General features: G+C 36.6%; 16 protein-coding genes and 1 riboswitch. Of the genes, 11 read left to right on the top strand and 5 right to left on the bottom strand.

Annotation, left to right across the window (positions count from 1 at the left end; genetic code table 11):
- From AB3H93_RS05400 to AB3H93_RS05410, 3 genes are all read left to right on the top strand, one after another.
- Complete coding sequence (locus AB3H93_RS05400) at positions 1 to 1,092, top strand: glycosyltransferase family 4 protein (protein WP_368020255.1); 1,092 nt, start codon at positions 1 to 3, stop codon at positions 1,090 to 1,092.
- A 241-nt stretch (positions 1,093 to 1,333) separates the two neighbouring features.
- A complete protein-coding gene (locus AB3H93_RS05405; protein WP_063627376.1) occupies positions 1,334 to 2,503 on the top strand; it encodes a nucleotide sugar dehydrogenase in 1,170 nt (389 codons plus the stop codon).
- Positions 2,504 to 3,925, top strand: a complete 1,422-nt coding sequence (locus AB3H93_RS05410; RefSeq protein ID WP_126343525.1) for an oligosaccharide flippase family protein — start codon at positions 2,504 to 2,506, stop codon at positions 3,923 to 3,925.
- A gap of 209 nt (positions 3,926 to 4,134) precedes the next feature.
- Here AB3H93_RS05410 and yidC read toward each other — a convergent pair whose 3' ends face one another.
- Together yidC and AB3H93_RS05420 are read right to left on the bottom strand one after the other, a co-directional pair.
- Entirely contained in the window at positions 4,135 to 5,067 is a 933-nt protein-coding gene (yidC, locus tag AB3H93_RS05415) for a membrane protein insertase YidC (RefSeq protein WP_010718510.1), read from the bottom strand.
- 337 nt (positions 5,068 to 5,404) lie between these two features.
- A complete protein-coding gene (locus AB3H93_RS05420) occupies positions 5,405 to 5,680 on the bottom strand; it encodes an acylphosphatase (RefSeq protein ID WP_010718509.1) in 276 nt (91 codons plus the stop codon).
- A 107-nt stretch (positions 5,681 to 5,787) separates the two neighbouring features.
- Here AB3H93_RS05420 and AB3H93_RS05425 point away from each other — a divergent pair, with 107 nt between their 5' ends.
- The 4 genes from AB3H93_RS05425 (at position 5,788) to AB3H93_RS05440 (ending at position 9,529) form a co-directional block, all read left to right on the top strand.
- Positions 5,788 to 6,552: an RNA methyltransferase gene (locus AB3H93_RS05425; protein ID WP_034700883.1), complete on the top strand. Its 765-nt coding sequence runs from the start codon at positions 5,788 to 5,790 to the stop codon at positions 6,550 to 6,552.
- Between the two features lie 124 nt (positions 6,553 to 6,676).
- Positions 6,677 to 7,180, top strand: coding sequence for an HD domain-containing protein (locus AB3H93_RS05430; protein ID WP_010737939.1), 504 nt, complete (start codon positions 6,677 to 6,679; stop codon positions 7,178 to 7,180).
- A 248-nt stretch (positions 7,181 to 7,428) separates the two neighbouring features.
- On the top strand, positions 7,429 to 8,076 hold the full coding sequence (locus tag AB3H93_RS05435) for a FusB/FusC family EF-G-binding protein (RefSeq protein ID WP_010718506.1): 648 nt from the start codon (positions 7,429 to 7,431) through the stop codon (positions 8,074 to 8,076).
- 42 nt (positions 8,077 to 8,118) lie between these two features.
- Positions 8,119 to 8,186: riboswitch (Fluoride riboswitch) on the top strand.
- 50 nt (positions 8,187 to 8,236) lie between these two features.
- On the top strand, positions 8,237 to 9,529 hold the full coding sequence (locus AB3H93_RS05440; RefSeq protein ID WP_063627374.1) for a voltage-gated chloride channel family protein: 1,293 nt from the start codon (positions 8,237 to 8,239) through the stop codon (positions 9,527 to 9,529).
- A gap of 62 nt (positions 9,530 to 9,591) precedes the next feature.
- Here the strand turns inward: AB3H93_RS05440 and AB3H93_RS05445 are convergent, their stop codons facing one another.
- From AB3H93_RS05445 to AB3H93_RS05455, 3 genes are all read right to left on the bottom strand, one after another.
- Positions 9,592 to 10,791, bottom strand: a complete 1,200-nt coding sequence (locus AB3H93_RS05445; protein WP_010718504.1) for a YdcF family protein — start codon at positions 10,789 to 10,791, stop codon at positions 9,592 to 9,594.
- Positions 10,792 to 11,091: 300 nt separating this feature from the next.
- On the bottom strand, positions 11,092 to 12,399 hold the full coding sequence (locus AB3H93_RS05450; protein ID WP_368020256.1) for a serine hydrolase: 1,308 nt from the start codon (positions 12,397 to 12,399) through the stop codon (positions 11,092 to 11,094).
- A 124-nt stretch (positions 12,400 to 12,523) separates the two neighbouring features.
- Positions 12,524 to 12,646, bottom strand: a complete 123-nt coding sequence (locus tag AB3H93_RS05455; protein ID WP_368020257.1) for a hypothetical protein — start codon at positions 12,644 to 12,646, stop codon at positions 12,524 to 12,526.
- A 232-nt stretch (positions 12,647 to 12,878) separates the two neighbouring features.
- Here AB3H93_RS05455 and AB3H93_RS05460 point away from each other — a divergent pair, with 232 nt between their 5' ends.
- The 4 genes from AB3H93_RS05460 (at position 12,879) to AB3H93_RS05475 (ending at position 18,293) form a co-directional block, all read left to right on the top strand.
- Positions 12,879 to 13,985: a hypothetical protein gene (locus AB3H93_RS05460; protein WP_010737935.1), complete on the top strand. Its 1,107-nt coding sequence runs from the start codon at positions 12,879 to 12,881 to the stop codon at positions 13,983 to 13,985.
- A gap of 444 nt (positions 13,986 to 14,429) precedes the next feature.
- Positions 14,430 to 14,630 carry a cold-shock protein gene (locus AB3H93_RS05465; protein WP_005875554.1) on the top strand — a complete coding sequence of 67 codons (201 nt, stop codon included), beginning with the start codon at positions 14,430 to 14,432 and terminating at the stop codon, positions 14,628 to 14,630.
- Positions 14,631 to 14,913: 283 nt separating this feature from the next.
- Positions 14,914 to 17,694, top strand: coding sequence for a helicase C-terminal domain-containing protein (locus AB3H93_RS05470; RefSeq protein ID WP_368020258.1), 2,781 nt, complete (start codon positions 14,914 to 14,916; stop codon positions 17,692 to 17,694).
- A 77-nt stretch (positions 17,695 to 17,771) separates the two neighbouring features.
- Entirely contained in the window at positions 17,772 to 18,293 is a 522-nt protein-coding gene (locus tag AB3H93_RS05475; RefSeq protein ID WP_010718499.1) for a DUF5590 domain-containing protein, read from the top strand.

The following is an 18,293-nucleotide window of genomic DNA, read 5'->3' on the forward strand; positions in this document are numbered from 1 at the left end:
GTGACGACGATCTCCAATACACTCAATGCTTTTTTAATCCCACATATTGATCAACTAATCAAAAATGGACATGAAGTGAGTGTGGCATGTGCGCTTGAACAACCGTTGGCATCTTATTTTTCTGATAAAAAAATACCTGTGTTTCAAATACCATTCAATAGGAATCCATTAGCTAAAAGCAATCTTTTAGCCTATAAGAAAATCAAACAGCTGATCAAAGAAGAGAATATCGATATCGTACATACGCATACGCCAGTTGCTTCGATGGTGACAAGACTTGCTTGTAAGCGGATCAATATTCCTATCTACTATACGGCACACGGGTTTCACTTTTATCAAGGAGCCCCAATGCTTAATTGGTTCGTCTATTACCCAGTTGAAAAATACTTATCTCGTTATACAAGTAAGCTTATTACCATTAATCAGGAAGATTATTTGCTTGCTTCACAAAAATTTAAAGCAACACAAACTCATTTGATTCAGGGTGTTGGAATCCAAGTCGAAAAGTTCGAGAAAACCTTGGTTGATAAACGGCTAAAAAGTAAGGTACTTTCACTAGCTCAGCCAACAACCAAAGTACTCCTTTCAGTCGGTGAATTGAATAAAAACAAAAACCACGAACTGGTGATTCATGCACTCGCTTCATTTAAAGACCAAGATTTCCACTATTTTATTTGTGGAACGGGGCCTTTGAAACAAACGCTGGAACAAAAAATTAAATTTTTAGGTTTGGAAAAGAAAGTCAGTTTACTCGGATATCGTAAGGATATTATTGAGATCATGAAAATGAGTGATCTATTTCTCTTTCCTTCTTTAAGAGAAGGATTGCCCGTATCGATCATGGAGGCTATGAGCGTTGGTTTACCGGTAGTTGCTTCAAATATACGAGGCAATAAAGATCTGATCTATGATGAGAACACAGGAAAATTGTTTGATGTTAAAGAGCCAGAAGAACTAGTGAATATTCTTCAAGATTTTTTTTCTGGAACGTTACCTGTTACAAAATATTCCGAGAGCGCTGCTGCTCATATCCAACAATTCAGCGAAAATGTAATCATCAATCAAGTAGCAGAACTTTATGAAACTTTATAACTAAAGGAATTTCACAAAATAAAAAAAGCACTTAAACAGGGAAAATGAGGTGAAAAGCTCTTAACCTCAAGAATGTTTTGATTATTTGTAAGAGTGACTGACGAAATGAGCCTGGGTTCAAAGGAAAAGTAAATGGCTTTGTTTTTTTAGAAGAATGATAAAGCGAATGAAACGAAGAACGACCAAACGTTCCAGTTTGTGTTTTTTATGTTAATAAAACTAATTATAGAGGTGAAACCAATTGAACGTATCAATTTTCGGCCTAGGCTATGTAGGGCTAGCCAATGCGTTATTACTTAGCCAGCATGAGAATGTCAAAGCTTATGACATCGTAGCAGAAAAGATCGAACGACTACAAAAGAAGGAGTCACCAATTGAAGACCGTGAAGTACATAATTTTCTTCAAAGAGAAGACCTAGCAATCGAATTTATTAAGGATTTCCGAGAAGCGGTTCTTTTTGGTGATTATTTGATTATTGCCACACCCACTGATTACGATGAAAAGAAAAATTATTTTAATACCTCATCGATTGAGAGCATCATTGAACAAGCTCTCGCCATTCGTCCAGAAGCAAAATTTATCATTAAGTCCACGGTACCAGTAGGGTATACGGCCGAATTAAAGAAAAAATATCAAACAGAAAATATTGTTTTTTCACCAGAATTTTTACGTGAAGGTAAAGCATTGTACGATAATCTTTATCCTTCCCGCATTGTTGTAGGAGAATGTTCAGATAGAGGGACAGAGATTGCGAATATGTTCAAAAAGAATACGCAAGCAGATAATGTCCCAGTTTTATTGACTCATTCAACAGAAGCGGAAGCAATCAAGTTATTCTCAAATACGTATCTGGCGTTGCGTGTGGCTTACTTCAATGAATTGGATAGTTATGCGGAGATACGAGGCTTAAATACGAAACAAATCATTGAAGGCGTCGGACTGGACCCACGTATCGGCTCTCATTACAATAATCCTTCATTTGGTTATGGAGGGTATTGTTTGCCAAAAGATACGAAACAGTTGAAAGCAAATTATACCGATGTGCCTAACAATCTTATCCAAGCGATCGTTGAAGCAAATACAACCAGAAAAGATTTTATTGCAGAACAAATTTTAGCCCAAAAGCCTAAAACTGTGGGAATCTATCGGTTAACGATGAAAGCCGATTCAGACAATTTCCGTTATTCATCGATTCAAGGAGTCATGAAACGAATCCAGGAACAAGGAGTTTCGGTGGTTGTCTATGAGCCAACGTTACCTGTTGAAGAATTTCATCATGCGCCTGTCGTTTCGGATCTTGCGCGATTCAAACAACTATCGGATGTGATCGTCTCAAATCGGATGGACCATCAATTAAAAGATGTGATCGAAAAAGTCTATACGAGAGATATTTTTAGACGGGATGAATAAATGAAAAATATAGCCAAAAATTTTTTTTATCAGAGCTTGTTTCAACTGACGAAAATCATTCTTCCGATTATTACCATTCCAATCGTTTCTAATGCTTTAGGGCCAAGTGGGATCGGTCTTTATAATTATACGTTTTCAATTGTCCAATATTTTGTTTTGTTTGCGGGGCTAGGGGTAACGATGTACGGGAACCGGGAAATAACTTTGACTTACAACCGTAAGAAAGAAGCGTTATCAGAAGTTTTTTGGGAAATTCTGCTTTTTAAGGCATTAGCGAGCTTAATTGTCATAGTCGCTTACTTTATTGTTGCCTCTTTATTAAATAATCGTTCGTATTTGTTTGTCCAATCCTTGGCGATTTTTGCCGTATTATTTGACGTATCTTGGTTTTTTATGGGAATTGAAGATTTTAAGAAAACTAGTATAGCTAATTTAGTAGTCCAACTAGTCACGTTTTTTCTCATTCTTTTCTTGATTAAAAACGAAGACGACACGTTAAAATATACCTTGATTCAAGGACTAGGTTTAGTTTGTTCACAAGTGAGTGTCTGGTTCTTTATTCCTAAATACATTCATTTGACGAAAGTTGATTTAAAGAAAAGTCTTAGTCATTTAAAGGGCTCTTTTGATTATTTTATTCCTCAAATTGCGATCATGTTGTATACCAATTTGAATAAGACCCTTTTAGGTTTCACATTAGGAAGTGTTGCAGTGGGCTATTTTACCAATTCTCTGCAATTGAATACCGTATTCATCACGATCATAACTACCTTAGACATCGTCTTACTTCCCCATATGACAAGTTTTTTTGCAAAAAAAAATATGGAGAAAATCGTTCGCACGATGGAAAAAACGATTCATTTACAATTGTTTTTTTCGATTCCAATCATGTTTGGGATGTTGACAGTTTATGACAAGCTCGTTCCTTGGTTTTTTGGCGAAAAATTTAGCTACATCACTCAAATTATTCCATATTTTACGGTTTTGATTGTGATCGTTCCTTTAGGCATGGCGATTTCTAGACAATATCTAATGCCAATCGGTCAGGTTAAAGAGTATAATCGTTCAGTAATCATTGGAGCTATCATCAATCTTGTGGCAAATCTCATACTATTGCCGTCTATTGGCTTTTTGGGCGTCGTATTTTCAACTATTCTCGCCGAAAGTTTCGTTACAGTTGTAAGAACAAGAGCTTTTCTAAAACAGACGACGTTTACCTTTTCTCTCAGAAAAATCGGGATGTTTATAATTGCTGGATTGATCATGTGTTTGATCACCAGGTTTTTAACAGGTCATTTAACGAGTAATATCCGAACCAATCTGATCCAATTCGTCATTGCTTGTCCAATCTATCTCGCAATCACAACGATAACGAAAGTCAATCCACTAGTTGATTTATTGAAGATCAAAAAGAAAATCTAATGATGACAAACAACAGGTCAAAGACCTTGAAAGTGGTTGCTGCTAGTGAAAAGAAAAATGTTTACACTGATTTTCATTCAATCCGAACCATTGATTCGGCAATATAGCGAAGAATAGTCAATGATCAGAGGACAAAATAAAAAAGGAGGAGAGGCGTTCTCTCTTCCTTTTTTATTTTAGCTATTTTGAGAAATAAACGAAATGCTTAGTTATTTCCGTTTTTGTTGTTTTCCAGCGTTACGACCTGTTTGGTTTTTAGGTGCTTTGACTTGTTTCTTCACTGGTTGTTCGCTATCCGCAGGTGTCACGTCTTTACGAGGTGTTACGACTTGCTTCGGTGGATTTTGTTTTAACTCTTCTGCCACTTGAGCTTTTAATTTAGGCTTCATGATGACATTTGTAATGAAGGTTTGCAAACAACTAAAGATACCACCAACTACCCAATAAAGTGTGACTCCAGCTGGCGCACTGATCGACATGAAGACGATCATCGCAGGCGAAACGATAAGCATCGTACGCATTGTTTTCTTTTGTTCTTCAGGGATACCGATTGTTGAAATATATCCTTGAAGTAAATAAGCAGCACCAGCAATCGCAACTAATACAAAACTAGGGTGTCCTAAGTCGATCCCATAGAAAGAGGATTCACGAATGCCTTCTGTATAACGAGCTGTGAAATAAAGGGCTGAAAAGATCGGCATTTGGATCAAGAGAGGCAAGCAGCCAATCCCGCCAGTCATACTTAACCCATTTTCACGATAAACTTGTTGCATTTCAGCTTGTGCAGCCATTTGTTCTTCACGAGTAGTCGCCGTTTTTAGTTTTTGTTGAGCGGCTTCGACTTGCGGCTTCAATGCTTGCATTTTTTCAGATTGGATCATTGTCTTTTTCGATTGACTAATACCTAATGGCAAAATGATGATACGAACGATGACTGTCATTAAAATAACAGCCCAACCATAGGACCAGTTGAAGTTCTCCACTAAATATGTAATCGCTTGTCCCATTGGATGGACTAATACTCGGTACACGATACCTGATGTGTCAGGGTTACCATTTGAATCCAGACGAACACAACCAGATAAGAAAAGCATGACTGTGACAAGGCCAGAACCCAATACCCAATTTTTCCATTTATTCATAAAATACTTCCTCTTTTATAATTTTTACACAAAATTAACTATACTAAAAAAGCACACACAATTCAATCTACTTTATAGAAAATTCATAGATTCCTACCTATATGGTCTTAAAAAAATAAAAAAGTTATTTGTCAAACCACAAAAAGGAAAGGGAGAAAGGCCATCGGTTAAACAGAAGCAAAAACGATCAAACGAGTGAGGGACGATTAGAAGAGAGAAGGCACGTTGTTTCTTTAAAAAAGTCCTTTATCGTCAAACTTTCTTAAAGTCATGTGAGCCTTCTCATAGTGTAAATAGAACTACCTTTTGCGTGTTTCGTCCATTCATAATCAGTAAATTAGCCGATCACATCAAATTTTTTTCGTTCTTCCATCATCGGATTATCTTGCAAGTCAACGTATTGTACGCGACCACTAGGACTTGGAGAATCCTTTACTTCTTCAATGAATCTTTTGATCGTTTCCTCATCGCCACATGCTTCGATTGTCACCGAACCATCTTCTTCGTTTTTAACTGTGCCTGTGATCCCTAATTGATCGGCAACGATTTTTGTCATATAACGAAAGCCAACACCTTGGACACGTCCTTGAACGTTCATCTTGATTTTTTTCATCATATCCACCTTTCTTTCCTTGCTTTTTAAATTAATGATACCGATTTTTTGATGTTGTAACAAGTTCAAGGTTCGAATTCATGCTATAATTAAGTGAGGTGAAAAATGTGAAAGAAATCCAATCAGCAAAAAATCCAAGAATCAAAGAATTGAAAAAACTACATAAGAAAAAATACCGGGAAGAAACAGGCGAGTATCTACTCGAAGGATTCCATTTGGTTGAAGAGGCAGTTGCTTCTCATGCCAAAGTAAAAGAAATCTTAATCACAGAAAAAGGGTTAGAAGAGTGGGAGGAGTGGCTTAAAAACCATTTAGACATCCCTTGTACCTTGGTAACGAATGAAGTCATGGCTGTGGTATCAGATTTGCCAACACCCCAAGGTATCTTAGCCGTTATGCTCTACGAAAAAGTAAACATGCCCGAATTAACTGGAGGATGGTTATTGTTAGATAATGTCCAAGATCCTGGGAATGTTGGAACAATGATTCGTACGGCAGATGCTTTTGGACTATCTGGTGTCGTTTTAGGAAAAGGATCAGCTGACATTTATAGTACAAAAGTGTTAAGAAGTATGCAGGGGAGCAATTACCATCTACCAATACTTCAAACAGACCTTGAGCAAATGATCCCGCTTTTAAAGGAACACAATTTTAATATCTATGGAACGGAATTGAACGAGGATGCTCGTTCATTAGAACAGGTAACTGTTCCTGAGAAGTATGCAATTGTCATGGGGAATGAAGGGCAAGGCGTGCGGCCCGAAATTCTTTCCTTGACGGATAAAAATATCTATATTCCGATTCGCGGAAATGCTGAATCATTAAATGTAGGAGTGGCAGCAGGCATCGTACTTTACCATTTCTCTTTATGATTAAGGAACTATTAAGCTTTCTACATTTTGATGGAACCTCACTAGAATATTCCGAACACTAATGGTATACTAGGATCAATTTCAAAGGAAAATGAAATTCAAAAAAGGTGGCAGATCAATAATTATGACAGAAAAATGGCGTGAAGACGAAGAATATATGTCTTATGTAGAAGATCTATTAGCAACAGATGCAGTGAAGAAATTAGCCAATTATACACAACATGTCCACTCCACTCGATTAGAGCATTCTCTTAGTGTTTCTTACTATAGTTATAAATTAGCCAAAAAATGGGGCGGTAATGCAAAAGCGACTGCACGTGCAGGTCTTTTGCATGATCTTTTCTACTATGATTGGCGTACAACAAAATTTGATGAAGGAACGCATGCTTATATCCATCCAAGGATCGCAGTGAAAAATGCAGAAAAAATTACTGACCTATCCGATTTAGAGCGTGATATCATCTTAAAACATATGTGGGGCGCTACGATCGCACCGCCTAAGTATAAAGAAAGCTATATTGTGACGTTTGTCGACAAATATTGTGCTGTGAAAGAAGCAGCACAGCCGATGACTGCTTCGATGAAACAAAAATGGCAAAGATATTTCGGCAAAGAACAATCGATTTAATACGATGTGATTAAGAATTCTTCCTGAGAAATTTCATAAAATTTCTCAGGTTTTTTTTTATTGACGAACCATGATTTTTACTGTTTACTTTGTATCAAGAATAAGTTGTTGAAACAAACTTAAAGGGGGTGATGATAAGATGCCATATGGATCTTATTTAAAAGAGTGGAAAAGCTTTAACTAACGTACTTTGTTGAAGTTCTTTTCTTCAAAGTACATTCACTTGAAAGAAGAAAGGACTCAAAGTCATGGAAAAAACAATTAAACCTTATCAATATTATTTTATTAAAAGAGAAGTCGAACAATTAATATCAGTCTATCATTCAGTAAACGATTCTAAAACGATCGAAACGGTCCAAGCATTAGCTGTGGAGAGAATAGAGGAACTAGTAGAACCCTCACAAAGGATGAACCTTTTCTTAGAAAACATCTTAGATACTTCTTTGACCAAAGAAACTGCTGAACGCTTATTAGAAGAATTAAAAGAATCAGTTCAACCTTTTGAGCAACCTTCGAAAGCTCAAATCGAAAAATTATTCCGAAAAGTGAAAAAGTTAAAACAACCTGATTGGAATCATTTGGATTTAAGAGAACACACCTATATTGGATGGAATGATCCTGGTACCCAGAAAAAATTTCTTGTTTATTATGATGAATCAGGGAAGTTAAACGGTATTCGCGGGACTTTATCCCCGACCATCACGAAAGGGATTTGTACGATTTGTAAAAAAACTTCGAGTGTGTCACTCTTTTTAGCAACAACAAAATCGAATTCAGATGGCACCTATACGAAAAAAGGAAACTATATTTGCCATGATAGTGAGCATTGTAACCACAATTTAGTCCAATTGACTCCTTTTTATGAATTTACTGAGATTGTAAAAAAAGAAGGATAATTTCATTGTATTTTTCATAAATATATGCTATTTTAATTGATGAAGTGAATAGGTGATGGTGTTCGCCTTTAAACGTTAATCTTAAGATAACTAATGACGCCTACTAAGAATCGGGATACCCCTTTTTTTAGTAGGCGTTTTTTTTTGAGGAGGAAAAGAGATGGAAAATCGATTACCTGATCCAATTAGGGTCGTCGTATACATGATCAAGTGGTTATTGATCACATTGCTATTGGGAATTTTTATGGGAAGTTTATCAGCCTTTTTTCTCAATAGTTTAACATGGGTTACTAATATACGCCTTGCTTCACCCTGGTTGTTGTTTCTTTTACCAGTAAGTGGTGGAATTTTTGCTTTTTTATATAGTAAGTACGGAGGAAATTCTGGTAGAGGAAATAACTTAGTGATTGATCAAGGAAATGGTGGAGAAGAAAAAATTCCTTTACGCCTGATTCCTTTAACGTTATTTGGAACGATTACCACCCATTTATTTGGTGGTTCTGTCGGACGAGAAGGAACAGCTGTGCAAATGGGAGGCGCTTTAGCAGAAAATTTAGCCCGTCTTTTTCGGTTAAATAAAGTGGAACGGGAGTTATTGGTGATCAGCGGGATCAGTGCTGGTTTTAGTTCCGTTTTTGGTACGCCTCTGGCTGGAACACTATTTGGGTTAGAAGTTTTAGCAATTGGAAAAGTTAGAACAGAAGCCTTATTTCCAAGTTTTTTTGCAGCACTATTTGCTAACTTTGTGACTGAAAGCTTTGGGGTGAAACATATCCATTACCCTATGGGGACGATTCCAAGTTGGGATGTATCTCTTTTCTTTAAATTATTCGTTGCAGGCATTGCTTTTGGTCTTATTGGTTGGGTATTTAGTCGTTCGATTGTTTTTTTGAAAACTTGGTATGCCAAAAGAATGGCTAGTCCAGTTCTACGTAATTTTATTGGCGGAGCTGTGGTCGTCATCGCAGCGCTCTTATTGCAAACCCAAAGATATTTGGGGCTCAGTTTGCCTTTGTTAACTGATGCCTTTAATGGTACCGCCCATTTCTATGATTTTCTTGGAAAGCTTGGATTTACTGTCTTGTCTTTAGGTGCTGGTTATCAAGGTGGAGAGGTAACTCCTTTATTTGAAATCGGAGCGACATTAGGTGCTGCTCTAGCACCAATCTTACATGTGTCCATTCCTTTTTTAGCAGCCTTGGGATTCATTGGCGTCTTTTCAGGAGCAACAAATACACCCATTGCTTGTTTTGTTATGGGAATCGAATTGTTCGGTGGACAAGCAGCCAGTTATTTCTTTATGATCTGTCTGGTGAGCTTCATGTGTTCTGGTAATAGTGGAATTTATTCAGCACAAAAAGTAGTAGTGAAAAAGGGAATTCTTTTCCTGCCAATGATGGGAAGTCAGAAACAGTCTGAGCGATCTAAGGGGAGAACGAAAACACGAAAATAGTTGTTGCAAAAGGAAAGATTACAAAAAGTAAAAGGCATTTGGGGGGCACCCAAATGCCTTATTTAAATAAAGATGCTCAAAGCTGCGAATAATACGGTAAATAGCACGATTAAGCCACCAACGATCAAGTGTCTTTTTTTGTGCAGAACCAAGATGGCGATATATTCTCGCAAAAATGCATTCGGCAAGTAGTAAAAGGCAGTTTTCGCTCCGATTCCATCCGCTTTTAAACCAGCTTGCTTTGCATAAAGACCTGCACGGAAGATGTGGTAATTATTAGAAGTGAAAATCGCTCGATATGGCCCACCAGTTTGTTGATCCATGAGTTCTTTAGAAAAACGCATATTTTCTAAAGTTGTCTTTGAATTGGCTTCCACCAAGATATCTCTCTCAGGAATGCCTTTAGCTAAAGCATATTGCTTCATCGCAATTGCTTCCGGCACTTTTTCATCTGATCCTTGACCACCAGACATCAATAGAATAGGCGGGTTCAAGGTTGCTTTACTTTGTGCCCAATAAAAGGCGATCGCTTTGTCGATTCTTTTTGCTAAAAGAGGGGATACCGTTTCGCCATTGAGTAGACCAGCCCCTAAAACGATAATGTAATTTTGGTTGTATCGTGGACGGTTGAACTGATACAAAAAAGAAACGGTTATAAAGTTATAGAAAACCACAAAAAGATAAAACAGAATCAATGGGACAGCCGTGAATAATACATTGAACCATTGTGGGAAATATTGGATAAAGAAGATTTGAAATATAGTATATAACGTTAAAAAGATTGCTAATAATAAAGTTAAGAGATTGGCTAATGAGCGAGATTCTCTTTTTAAAACTAATAACCCGTTCCAAAATAAAAAGACGATCAAAATGTAGACGCCAAATAACAAGATCAACAAAACGGGGATAGCAATTATTGCAAATAAACCACCAATAAAAATATTTTGTGTTTCAAGCAGCAAGGTGACTAAGTAGCCGCCAAAACTAATTAAAAAGAAATTGAACAATACCCCGTTCAATAGTTTGCGTTTTTCAGTAAAATAGGAGAATGCAAAAATACTGAAAAAAACAAGTGGGATCAAAAAGTAAAAGGTGGAATAAAAAATTTCCAAAACAATGAAGTAAGTGACCATCATCATAAATGTCCAAGATCCACAATAAAAGAACAGAGCAGGATCACTTTGACGACGGCGCCAATAAAGAATACCGGTAAACCCTAAAACATAGAGAACCAAGAAAGTCAGGTCTCTTGTCAAATTCATAGAATTAACTCCTTTCGTTTAATGAACACGAAATAAAACGTGTTTTGTTTAGGTTGATACCAATTTACGCAAAAACGATTGATTGAAAGATAAATCAATAAAATTGACACAACCTTTACTATTATAGCTAAAATTAGAAAAAAAAGCTGTTCTGAAAAATTAAAAACTAAAAAAAGGAAAACTTGAGGCATGTAGCAGGGATTGTTAGATAAAAGTACACCTCCTAAGTTAGACAATGAGATTCTGACTTAAGAGGTGTACTTAAAATTCTACGTTCTACTTGTTGGTATTTTAGCTGGATTAGAACAAATTACTAAAAAAATCAGTAACATGTCGCCAACCAATCACAAAGATATTTGCTTTTTCAACTGATTTAGCAGTAATAATATCTGTGGTTGGTTCTTTATTGTCTTCCAAATAGCCCAGTGAATCATCGGCTAAGGTAATCGTTGCTGTCCCTACCTTCATACCTTTATTGACGGGAGCTGCTACTTGATTATTCGTTACGACTTTTTTATCAAGGGTAGGAGTAATTTTTAATTTACCAGTATCCATACCATTTCTTACCCAAACTTTTACAGGATTTTTTAAGGCAACTGCTACTGAAGTTTCTTTGCCATCTTTCACTGCTAAGTTTTTTAAATCTGGAATACTTGCATTGGACTTTCCAAGTTCTTTAATTGACCAATTATCATAGCAGTAATCCATTAAACGTCCGGTTTCGTTGAAGCGGGCACTTGGATTTGTAGCATGGTCATCGGCATTTAAAACAACCGTAATGACTCGTCTACCATCTTTATTGATCGTTCCAACAAAACAAGCACCAGCAAATTCAGTTGTACCAGTTTTTAAACCATCTACGCCTTCTTTGTAGTTAACAAACCCAGAAAGCATCCAATTCCAATTCACCATTTCGACAGGTGACTGAGTCCCTTCGCCGAATGTTTCATTAGTAGTATTTGTCACTTTTAATACCTCAGGGAAATCTAAGATCAAGTGTCTGGCAACAATCGCAACATCTTTGGCTGACATTTGGTTTTCTTCTGTTTCCGAGGTACCTTCAGGACGATTCTCACCGAGATAGGAATTATTTAATCCAGAGGCGTTCACAATCGTTGCGTCGTTAATACCCCAATCTTTTAATTGTTTTTTCATCAATTCAAGAAACTTTGTTTCACTGCCAGCTATTTTTTCGGCTAAAGCTACCATTGAGGCGTTAGCAGATTGAATAAAGGCTGAATCAAAAAGTTCTTTGACCGTATAGCTGTTCTCTTTGTGCAAAGGTACGTTTGACAAGTCAGGAACAACGCTCAATTTTTCAGCATAATCTGAAATTGGCACTTTTTCATCCCAAGTCAGTTTTCCTTCTTTTACTTGATCAAGAACGATATAAAGACCAATTATTTTGGTGATTGAAGCAATTCCCATTGGTTTTTCTCCATCTTGATCATAAAGGATCTTACCACTCTCTGCATCAACAGCAAAAGCGGCTTTTGCATTGACTTTGAATGATTCGTCAGCGTGAACTGCTGTGATTGGTAAAATCGCAGTGAGGCACAAGATCAAACTTGTTAATAACATGAACAATCGTAATTTTTTTTGAGGCATTTATTTTCTCCTTGTTTTCTAATAGTTTTCCTATAAATTAAAATTTTATCAAAGAGATAGAGTAGTTTCAATATTTCTGATAAAAACATAATAAAAGATATTTATAGAAAAAGGAGAAAAGTGGTTACTTCTCTTTATCTTTGCTACGAATTTTTACCGGTTGCACTTCTGGTTCATTCAATCGAGAAGCAACAAAAATAGTAACAGCAGTTAGGGTTAATAAACTGAAGATCATGAATATGTGCATGTGATCACCTCATTCATTTATTTTCTATTAGTATAGCAAAAAGAATTGAATTTCTTTTTAAGAAATCAAAAGAATGATTGAGTAAAGTATGAAATAATTATGAAATTAATTAAATAAAACAAAAATAGAAATAAGTCGTTTTATTAAAATTCGTTTTATTATCTCGAAAAAATTTGTTGTGGTAGACTTTACTTATAGTAAAGGAATGACTTTTTTTAGGAGGGATACGATTATGACAAAAATGGCGAAAGAATTATTGTCACAGCTGACTTCAGAAGGTGCTACAGGCCCATTCGTCACGATTATGTTGAACACCCATGTCGCACATCAAGATGTAGAAAAAGATCAAATCAAGTTCAAAAATTTTGCGAAAGAAGCAAAAAAACGGTTTGAAAAAAAATATGCTGAACATGACTGGTCCTTGTTCCAAGAAAAAATCACTAGTTTGTTAGAAGATGCTTCATTTTGGCGAAGCGCTACAACAAGCGTTGCTGTCATCTTATCTCCAGAACATACGTATATCCATCGCTTAGGTATTCCTGTAGATGACCAATATTATGTGAGTGATCTGCCATATCTTCTAGCGATTATCAAAAATAGTCACTTTAACTACGCTTATTATCTACTAGGATTGAATCGTGATTCAATGAAGTTGTACGAAGTAAACAATAAGCAGGTAACTGAAGTAAAATTACCGGAAGATGCACCGAAAGATGTAGTAACAGCTTTAGGTTCGGAGTTAACAGGTGGCGGATTAAACTATACTTCAAATGGTAGTGAGGGAGCTACGTTTCATGGTGTCAATCCAAAAGATGAGGAAGTAGAGATCGACTGGGTCAATTATTATCAAGCAGTTGATGATTATCTTAAGGATACCTTTGACAATCCTGAAAAACGCCCAATTTATCTCTTTGCATTACCGGAAAACCAAACGATGTTCAAAAAAATTGCTAAAAATCCGTACTATTGTTCTGATGTGGCGATCTCTGCCTCACCTGCACAATTATCGTTAAAAGAAATCGAAGCAGGAGCTAAAAAACTCTCTGAGGAATTAGCTGCGAAAGAAGCAGAAGGGTATAATCGTTTGTTAGATAAAAAATTTATCGATCAACTAGTGGATATCGTTCCAGCTGCTAAAGAAGGGAAAATTTCTCACTTGTTTATTGCTACGTCTAACTTAGTGGATGGATTTGGAGAAGATCCAGAAACAGAGTATGATCGCCGTCAAGTTTTAAATGAATTGGCAGATAATGTCATCATGAACGGAGGACAAGTAGTCATTCTTGAACAAAAAGAGGCACCAGATGAGAAAAGTTTAGTAGCAATCCTTCGTTACTAATAGAGTGCCATGAGTTTTTGAATGTTGAATAAAGAAATGATAGAACAAGACTGGGGAAATTTTTTTCCTCAGTTTTTTTTATAGTAAAAAAATAAAAAGTAGAAAAAATTAATTCAACCGGTGTTATTTTACTATCAACTATCGTTCTTATGGGGAATCTTATCAAAAAAAATCGTTAGAGAAAGTCTGAATTATAAGGAAACGATTCCATATTTGTTAGGACGGAATACAGAGATATCCCTCTTTTTCTCGTTTTTGTCAGAAAACACCAGATGAAAAGGAAAAAAAGAAGGGAAAATAGTGGCTATTTTGTAACCGATATGATATATTAAGAGTGTAGTTTTTGTTCGGTAATCTGTGGCATGTTTCAAATAAACATCTTCCAGATATACACCATTCAAGTAATTGCAAAATATGTGTTGAAACACAAGGAGGATTTTTATTATGGAAACAGGTACAGTAAAATGGTTTAACTCAGAAAAAGGTTTTGGATTCATTACAGCAGAAAACGGTAACGATGTATTCGTTCATTTCTCAGCTATCCAAGGCGACGGATTCAAAACTCTTGAAGAAGGTCAAACAGTAAACTTTGACGTTGAAGAAGGTCAACGTGGCCCTCAAGCAACTAACGTTGTTAAAGCTTAATTAATTGATTTGAATAAAAGCTCGATAACTACATTGTAGTTGTCGAGCTTTTTTGTTTTGGATCAATCACGAAGTTAAATACGTTCTTCAGATAAGTGGAATTGATTCTGCATCAATAGGTAGTTGAGTAATCAGCCGGTAGGTAAGGTGATCAGATGATTTAGAAAGTGAACCAATAATATAAAGGTTTTTTTCACAAATGGAAAGAGAGATTAAGAAATTTTCTGGTGATTGTAGTATAATCGCAAGAGAACATTTAAAGGCAAGAGAAGAGGAAGTAAATTTGAAATCAAAAACTTATGCAGTTGTCGATATTGAAACGACTGGGACAAATCCAAAAGAAGATCGCATTATCCAATTTGGATGTGTCATGATTGAAGGTGGTCGAATCACTTCTCGTTTTTCGATTGATATTAATCCCGGACGCAAGATTTCCAAACAAATCCAACATCTGACAGGAATTACCAATCGTCGTGTCCAACAAGCACCTTATTTTGAAGATGTGGCCGCAACCATCTATAATCTGTTGGCGGATACGATTTTTGTTGCTCATAATATTTATTTTGATTATAACTTTCTTAATCAGGAGCTATTAAGGTGCCAAACACCGGGATTAAAGATTCCTGGCATCGATACTGTTGAATTAGCTCAAATCTTCTTGCCAAGTGAGCCAAGCTTTCGATTGGCTGATCTGTCAGAGAGTCTAGGCTTTATTCATGAAAACCCACACCAAGCTGATAGTGATGCCGAAGTGACTGCCCAACTTCTTCTATTGATTGAAGAACGGATGCGCCGTTTACCGTTAGTCACATTAGAAGCCATTTATGCATTAAGTGGGCAAACTGGAATGGATACAAGTCGATTTATTCAAAGTGTGATGGAAGAGATGAGAGAACAACCTCAGCCGTTAAACGAAGAATTAGAGATAATCGATGGGTTAGCTTTGCAAAAAAAAGAAGTAGATCTTTATACCAGCATTCATTACAACGAGCAAGTTTATCCTAGAAAGAAACAAGCTAAAGAAAAGATATTTGGGAAAACATTGATGTATCGTAAGGAACAAAATCGCTTGATGAATGCAGTATACGACCATTTTACCAAAGATGAGTCCAAAGATTTGATGATTGAAGCCGCTACTGGAATGGGAAAAACGATCGGGTATCTACTCCCACTCAGCTATTTAGCCACTCCTGAAAAGCCGGCGATCATCAGTACTGTCTCACTGGTACTCCAGCAGCAGATCTTGGAGAAAGATATCCCATTGTTAAATCAATTGTTGGATCAGCCGATTCAAGCAACAGTGATTAAAAGTTATCGCCATTATATCGATTTGCAAAGGTTCAAAGCGACCCTTGAAGCGCCAAAAGAACAAAAACAATATTTACTTTACCAAATGGCAATCCTTGTTTGGTTGACTCAAACGAAAACCGGTGATTTAGACGAATTGCATTTGACCAACTTGAATCATCTTCTCTTTAGTGAGATTGCCCATCGGGGGACTTCATTTTTAGCTAAAAATCAACCGTTTTATGCACAAGATTTTGTTCGTTTTTTAGAGAGAAAGATCCAGCAAAGCAATTTTTTGATTGTGAATCATGCTTTTTTAGTCCAAGAAACCCAAAGAAAGCGACCATTGTTACCAGAGAGTCCATATTTATTGATCGATGAGGCGCATCATTTGCCTGATATTGCAGAGAAAGTCAATGATCGCCGCTTAAGTATTGCGTATTTTTTCAAACAAATCCAACAGTTTAACGAATCGGATCATTTGTTTGACCGGATCAAAGCCTATTTACCAGAAAACCACGAAGTTCAACGTTGGTTAGAGATTTACCAAGAGGAGTTAAACGCACTTAACGAAGCGCAAATTTTTCTGGCAGAAGGACTGAATCAATTTGCGGCAAAGCAAACAAACGGTCAGTATCCAGAAGAAATGATGATTACTCAAGAAATGCTTTCGCAGTTACCATTTGAGTCGAGCCTTGCAATTGACCATCTCCATGTATTTTATCGTGAAATCAAACAACTACAAGACCAAATGCGCTTAAGTTTGACAATCATTCAAGAAAGCTGGACGAAACAAATGCGCATTGATTTAGCCACTCTTTATCAATTATTCGATCAAATGGAAAAGCAAGCAACTTTGATGGAACAGTGGCTGGAAGATTGGCATGAAAATTTGATCCATTGGTTTGTTCCCAACAAAACGGCGCAACAAACGATTTTTCATCTTCACGATTTCAAGGCAGCCTCACTGAAAAGAACAGTTTGGTATCCGCGCTACACGCATATTTTATATATTGGCGGGACGCTTAAAGTAGGACCGAATCGTCAGTATCTTGCGAAACGTTTAGGAATTGAAGGTACACCATTGAAAGTGATTGCATCTCCTTATGATTACGAAAAACAAGCCCGTATCTATGTACCCAAAGAAGCACCGTCAATTAGTCAAGTTGATCAGCAACAATACGTGGACTATTTGTCTCAGACGTTGTCTCAATTGATCTTACAAGAAAAGCGGCCAATCTTGGTTTTGTTTACGTCACATGATATTTTACAAAAAGTTTATCAGGCGATTCATTTATCCATGTTAGAGCAAGGACGGGAAATCTTAGCCCAAGGGATCGGCGGTAGCCGACAGAAATTGTTGAAACGATTCATGCTGTCTGAAATGAGTGTTTTATTTGGAGCTGATAGTTTTTGGGAAGGTGTGGATTTACCGGGGGATGCTTTACAGATTGTCGTGGTTACCCGCTTACCTTTTGACAATCCGTTACGACCGATGGTGAAGGCAAGGAATACCTATCTTGAATCAGAAGGAATCAACCCATTCTATCAAGAATCGATCCCTAAAGCTGCTTTAAAATTGAGACAAGCCTTAGGAAGATTGATTCGTGGTGAAGAAGATCGAGGCGTTTTATTGATTCTGGATCGTCGATTACTGTCTGCGAAATACAGTAATCGGATCTTGCAGGCCTTACCGAAGAATATTACGATCAAAGAAGAAACATTGGACGATATTTGCAAAGATATCCCAAAATTCTTAAAGAAAAACGAAGAATAAACTTCTTCAGACAATCTATTTTCGCATGAAAAATCTGCTATAATAAAACTTAGCGAATATAAAAGGAGCGACGATCCTTGAAGAAACAATCAAAACAAAAGCAAGAATCTCCGAAAGAAAAAACAATTAATCATGTATTACTAGGGTTGATTATCGCTTTATTAGCGATCATCGTATTTAGTTCGATTTTTTATTTACGTGCGAGCCGCCCAAGGATGCAAGCCAAACAAGAAGCAATTGAGATTGCTAAAAAATACGCAGGACTTGAAGAAGCAGATCACTTTTATTGGTTTACTCGGAATCATACTTACTTTTCTTTGACTGGTAAAAACGATAAAGGGCAAGAAATTGCGGTCATTATTCCTAAATCGGGTGAAAAGGTCAAAGTATTAGCTCAAAAAGATGGGATAACTGAACAAGAAGCCAAAGAAAAAATTGCTCAAGCTCATCCAGAAGTCCAAATCGAAAAAGCTTCACTAGGAATGTACGATAATCAAGCTGTCTGGGAAGTTGTTGGAAAAAATTCAAAGGATCAATTCAATTATTATTTGCTTTCTTTCGAGTCAGGGAAAGAAATAAAAACTATCACTGGAATATAA

It is taken from the genome of Enterococcus sp. C74 (assembly GCF_040887125.1).
Taxonomy (GTDB): Bacteria; Bacillota; Bacilli; order Lactobacillales; family Enterococcaceae; genus Enterococcus_B; species Enterococcus_B hirae.

What these genes read in the sequence shown, in the direction of transcription:
- AB3H93_RS05410 (WP_126343525.1), top strand. Translation starts at nt 2,504, where the DNA reads ATGAAAAATATAGCCAAAAATTTTTTTTATCAGAGCTTGTTTCAACTG.
- yidC (WP_010718510.1), bottom strand. Translation starts at nt 5,067, where the DNA reads ATGAATAAATGGAAAAATTGGGTATTGGGTTCTGGCCTTGTCACAGTC.
- AB3H93_RS05420 (WP_010718509.1), bottom strand. Translation starts at nt 5,680, where the DNA reads ATGAAAAAAATCAAGATGAACGTTCAAGGACGTGTCCAAGGTGTTGGC.
- AB3H93_RS05430 (WP_010737939.1), top strand. Translation starts at nt 6,677, where the DNA reads ATGACAGAAAAATGGCGTGAAGACGAAGAATATATGTCTTATGTAGAA.
- AB3H93_RS05435 (WP_010718506.1), top strand. Translation starts at nt 7,429, where the DNA reads ATGGAAAAAACAATTAAACCTTATCAATATTATTTTATTAAAAGAGAA.
- AB3H93_RS05440 (WP_063627374.1), top strand. Translation starts at nt 8,237, where the DNA reads ATGGAAAATCGATTACCTGATCCAATTAGGGTCGTCGTATACATGATC.
- AB3H93_RS05445 (WP_010718504.1), bottom strand. Translation starts at nt 10,791, where the DNA reads ATGAATTTGACAAGAGACCTGACTTTCTTGGTTCTCTATGTTTTAGGG.
- AB3H93_RS05450 (WP_368020256.1), bottom strand. Translation starts at nt 12,399, where the DNA reads ATGCCTCAAAAAAAATTACGATTGTTCATGTTATTAACAAGTTTGATC.
- AB3H93_RS05455 (WP_368020257.1), bottom strand. Translation starts at nt 12,646, where the DNA reads ATGCACATATTCATGATCTTCAGTTTATTAACCCTAACTGCTGTTACT.
- AB3H93_RS05460 (WP_010737935.1), top strand. Translation starts at nt 12,879, where the DNA reads ATGACAAAAATGGCGAAAGAATTATTGTCACAGCTGACTTCAGAAGGT.
- AB3H93_RS05465 (WP_005875554.1), top strand. Translation starts at nt 14,430, where the DNA reads ATGGAAACAGGTACAGTAAAATGGTTTAACTCAGAAAAAGGTTTTGGA.